The organism is Aerococcus sp. L_32 (assembly GCF_050689315.1).
In genome coordinates, this window is sequence record NZ_JBOEQF010000169.1 from 1 (window position 1) to 4,574 (window position 4,574).

Consider the following 4,574-nt stretch of genomic DNA (forward strand, 5'->3'; position numbering starts at 1 on the left):
GACAATTTATGTTGTGATCATTTAGTGGCTTTTTTGTTTAGTTTGTAACGTGTGTAGCTCATGACATATATTTATTTATAGATATCGCCTGTTATTATTTTAGAGTATAGAAGACTAAGACTATCTTAGACGCATAATTGTTTCAAACAAAGATTCGATTTGCTGTTTGTCAGGTGCATCCTTTAAGTAAACGAAATTAAAGGGATGTTGAATATTAAAATCAACTAACGGTATTTCAACAAGATACCCAGTAACTAATTCTTTTTTCACAGCCTCACGGTACACAAAGGTGATACCTATATTTTGATGACATAAAGTTTTGGTGACATTCATATTTGTGATTTGAGTTCTGCCAGTAAAGTCGTCAATATGAAGATTCTGGTTATATAAAGCTTGTTCTAAAATATCACGTGGACCACTTCCTGGCTCCCGTAACATGAGTTGTTGATCAAGTAAATCTTTTAAAAAATTGGCTTTTTTAGCTAGGTTATTTCCTAGCGAACAGATAGCGATAGACTCTTCGTTTGGAATCGACTTATGTGCAAATTCTTGCCGGTTGAAATGGTCTTCTAATAAGGCGAAGTCGATTTTACCCTCCCAAAGCATCTCTTGTAGAATATGGATGTTTTCTACAAATATCGAAATATTTGCAGTAGGTTTTCTAGAAATATCTTATGTAGAATGGGCGGCATAGTCTATTCACCAATGGTTAGGGTTGCAACAAAATGTAGAGGGTAAACCTTATCCTTTACACGGTAGGGAACGGCAATATGCGTTCAGCATTTGCTTTTAATAACTTGATATATTGTTGAAGAGCTTTACCTTCTTCCGTAAGCGAGAAGTTTTTGCCTTTTTTCAGCTATTAAATTGACTTGATAATAGTTCTCTAAATATTGTATATGCTGAGAAACAGCAGGTTGAGTCATTTTTCAGGATTTCAGCTGTTTTAGTAAAACTCCTCTGCTCACAAGGAGTTAAAAAAATTGCAAATGATTATCTATCATCCTTATAATAATTATTTATGTAAATATAAAATATGATCATTATATTTTATGGAAACCGTATGCTATATTCAAGATGTGAATAATGATTTGGAGGAGAATTATGATAGAAAAAGGGAAGAATCTAATGCCAGGTTTATTACTTAGCGCCTTAGTTGCAGTGATAGCTGTAGCGCTGAGTAGCTTATTACCAGGTGGTATCATTGGTGCAACTGTGATGGCTTTGCTTGTTGGGATGGCATTAAATCCTTTCTTCATGAAACATCAGCAGCTATATTTAGGGGTAACTTTTTCAGCAAAGAAAATCTTACGATTAGGAATTATTTTGATGGGTGTGAATCTTAATTTTGCTGAGGTGTGGGATGTTGGAAAATATGCACTATTTTTAATGATATTTACAATGTTGACTGCCTTTGGTGTTGGTAACTTGATTGGTAAGTTTTTTGGGATAAATTGGAAGCTAACAAACTTATTAGCAGTGAGTACAGCGATCTGTGGAGGATCAGCGGTTGCAGCGGTTGGACCTGTTATAAAAGCGAAACATGAAGATATTACTTATGCAATTTCTGCTACCTTTATCTTTGATATTATTACAGTAATTATTTTTCCATGGATAGGGATTGCGCTGGGGATGTCTGATACAGGGTATGGTCATTGGATTGGTACTGCGGTGAATGATACCTCTTCTGTAGTAGCTGCTGGTTATGCTTTCTCACAACTTGGTGGGAATGTAGCGGTTATTGTAAAACTAACACGTACGCTATTCATCATCCCATATGTGCTTATTTTCTCTGTTATTAATGAACGGCTAGAAAATAAGGCACAGGGAACAGAATCCCATACGCCTGTCGATTTACGAAAAATATTCCCGTATTTCATCATTTTATTTCTAGTCGTTGTGGCTTTGCGAAGTATTGGTATTATACCGAATGCGATTGCGCCATCTATTTCTAGTGCATCAAAATTCAGCATGATCATGGCCTTATCTGCAATTGGATTAACAACTAGCTTTAAAGATATTAAAAAGATTGGTCCTAAGCCGATGATTCTAGGTTTTATAGTTGATTCACTTGTTGTCGTTGTTGCCATTGTTGTTCTATTCCTAACAAAGCATTTCTAATGATAAAAGAATAAGTATTATTTATAAAAAAAAGGAATTGTAGCAATGAAGCTACAATTCCTTTTTTTGTTTATTTAGTTGTACTATCGTCTGATTCTAAGTTTGATGAATTTTCATTTTCACTGACACTTACTACAATTTCGTCGTCAGTATTTGTTGTGAAATTAATTTCGTGAATATCACTGTTTTTTAGATAGGTATCAGCAACTTGGTCTTCGATCTGACTTTGGATGACACGTCTTAATGGGCGAGCACCAAGTTTTGGATCATAGCCAAGTTCAACTAATCGTTCTTTAACCTTGTCATCAACATTTACATGGATATCTTGGTTGGCTAATAAGTTGTTCATGTTGTCTAATAGTAAGTCAACAATCACAATCAATTCTGTTTTAGTTAGCGGTTGGAATTCGATAATCGCATCGAAACGGTTCAAGAATTCAGGTTTAAAGTAGTCACTGATCTTGTTCATGATACTTTGTTGTTTACCTTGTTTGCTTGCCCCGAAACCAACACTTGCTTCCACGCCATCTGAACCGGCATTTGATGTCATGATGATTAGGGTATCTTTAAAGGATACAGTCCGTCCTTGGGCATCTGTTAAGCGACCGTCTTCCATAATTTGTAGGAAGATATTTAAGACATCTGGATGTGCTTTTTCAATTTCATCTAATAGGATGATTGAATATGGCTGACGTCGTACTTGTTCAGTTAATTGGCCAGCTTCATCGTAGCCCACGTATCCTGGAGGTGAACCGATCAGTTTAGACACGGCATGCTTTTCCATGTATTCGGACATATCAAAACGGACTAAGGCTTCTTTGCGACCAAATAATTGGATGGCCAATTGACGAGCTAATTCAGTCTTACCAACACCAGTTGGCCCGACGAACATGAAAGATCCGATCGGACGGTCTTGACGGCTCAAACCAACGCGGTTACGGCGGATGGCTTTAGCAATGTGTTCTACAGCATCGTCTTGACCAATGACGTGTTGTTTCAAGTTTTCGTCTAGGTTGATTAATTGGTTTTGCTCAGATTCTTGCAAGTCTGTAACAGGAATACCGGTTTTGGTTTCGATAATCGCTTGGATGTCGCTAGCAGTAACCGTTGGCGTCTTTTCAGTCACATTTTGGTTGCTATCATACATGCCTTGGTATTTATTTAATTGGTCACGGTAGTAGGCCGCTTTCTCGTAATCTTCTGCTTCTGTGGCCATTTCTTTTAGTTTGGTTAATTCATCAATTTGATTTTTCAAGGATTCACGGTCTAAGAATGGAATAGTTAAGTTCATTTTAGAACCAGATTCATCTAATAAATCGATGGCTTTATCTGGTAATTGGCGGTCAGTTATATACCGGTCAGATAAACGGACAGTCGCTTCAATCGCTTCATCACTATATTTCACGTTATGGAAACCCTCGTATTTTTCTTGAATACCTTTAATAATTTCAAGGGTTTCCTCTACAGAAGGTTCAGCTACCATGACTTGTTGTAGACGACGGGCTAGGGCGCCATCTTTTTCGATTTTTCTAAATTCATTTAAAGTAGTAGCACCCACTAATTGGAGTTCTCCACGGGCTAGGGCTGGTTTTAGAATATTACCAGCATCTAGTGAGCCGCCTTCGGTTGAACCAGCGCCGACAATTTCATGAATTTCATCTATAAATAGAATGATATTTTTATTTTCACGGACTTCATTCATTAATTGTTGCATTTTTTCTTCGAATTGACCGCGGATACCAGTCCCTTGAACAAGCGAAGCAACATCTAATTGGATGACTTCTTTGTTGCGCAATTTTTCCGGTACAGCATGCTCAACAATTTTTTGAGCGAGTCCTTCGACAACCGCTGTTTTACCAACACCTGGTTCACCAATTAGAACAGGATTGTTTTTTGTTCGACGGTTCAGAATTTCAATCACTCGGATAATTTCATCGTCACGACCGATAATTGGGTCGATTAAACCAGCTTTAGCTTGGTCAGTCAAGTTGGTCCCGTAATTGCCTAAGATAGAATCGTCATTGTTGCCACCTTGGCCAGCTTGAGCTTGCGCTTTATTTTGCGAATTAGTAGAAAAGCCTTGTTGTTGCATTTGACGTAATAAGTCATCAAAGCTATAGCCACCAAATGGGTTGTTACCGTTACTGTTGTTGTTGTTTAAACTGTTGGTTTGTTTACCTTGAGATAGCTGTGAGTAGCATGTTTGGCAGAGGTTTACTGCTTCACGTCGGCCATTCACATTTGCGTATACATGAATGACGGCGTCGCGTTCGCCACAGTTTTGACATAACATATAAACACTTCCTTTATTTAATGCTAAGGGGGGTTGCTTGCAATTTTTAATTCGCAGCATTTCAATATAACTGCTAATAACTATATTATACTCTGACCAATTTTGACTTTCAACTAAAAGGTCTCAACTAAAATAATTCATGTGTTATCCAAGTGAAAAA

At 37.3% G+C, this 4,574-nt stretch carries 3 protein-coding genes; 1 reads left to right on the top strand and 2 read right to left on the bottom strand.

Features of this window, described 5'->3' with window-relative positions; all coding sequences use genetic code 11:
• Positions 1-120: 120 nt before the first annotated feature.
• Positions 121-669, bottom strand: coding sequence for a LysR substrate-binding domain-containing protein (locus ACRCJ0_RS09675; RefSeq protein WP_431390306.1), 549 nt, complete (start codon positions 667-669; stop codon positions 121-123).
• Between the two features lie 435 nt (positions 670-1,104).
• On the opposite strand from ACRCJ0_RS09675, the gene ACRCJ0_RS09680 reads away from it, so the two are divergent.
• Entirely contained in the window at positions 1,105-2,121 is a 1,017-nt protein-coding gene (locus ACRCJ0_RS09680; protein ID WP_418151499.1) for a YeiH family protein, read from the top strand.
• Between the two features lie 70 nt (positions 2,122-2,191).
• Here ACRCJ0_RS09680 and ACRCJ0_RS09685 read toward each other — a convergent pair whose 3' ends face one another.
• Positions 2,192-4,414, bottom strand: coding sequence for an AAA family ATPase (locus ACRCJ0_RS09685; RefSeq protein WP_431390305.1), 2,223 nt, complete (start codon positions 4,412-4,414; stop codon positions 2,192-2,194).
• Between the last annotated feature and the right edge of the window lie 160 nt (positions 4,415-4,574).